The organism is Intrasporangium flavum (genome assembly GCF_001956915.1).
Lineage (GTDB): Bacteria > Actinomycetota > Actinomycetes > Actinomycetales > Dermatophilaceae > Monashia > Monashia flava.
Window position 1 is genome coordinate 1 of the sequence record NZ_MLJO01000057.1, and the last position, 259, is coordinate 259.

The 259-nt window shown below is 72.2% G+C and carries 1 protein-coding gene; it reads right to left on the minus strand.

Translation table 11 applies throughout. The features are described 5' to 3' along the window. The coding region (locus tag BIV28_RS19640; protein ID WP_479723843.1) for a carbonic anhydrase at positions 1-259 on the minus strand (259 nt) is incomplete at both ends.

Sequence of the window (259 nt, forward strand, 5' to 3'; positions counted from 1 at the left end):
GCAGGCCGGTGTCGACGTCGTAGACGAAACCGGCCACCTGGGTGCCCTTGGCGATGAGCGGGTGCGAGCGCACCCGGGCGAGGTCCTCGCGCAGCGCACGCTCCTGGTCGGCGATGGCGTGGAAGTGCATCCACGACGCGTCCTCGCCGGCGCTCTCGCCGACCTTCTCGCGCAGCTCGGCCTCGGTGTTCGAGGCCATGGCGCAGCGGGTGTGCGGCACGACGAGGATGCGCTCGACGCCGAGCAGGTGCGTGGCGAG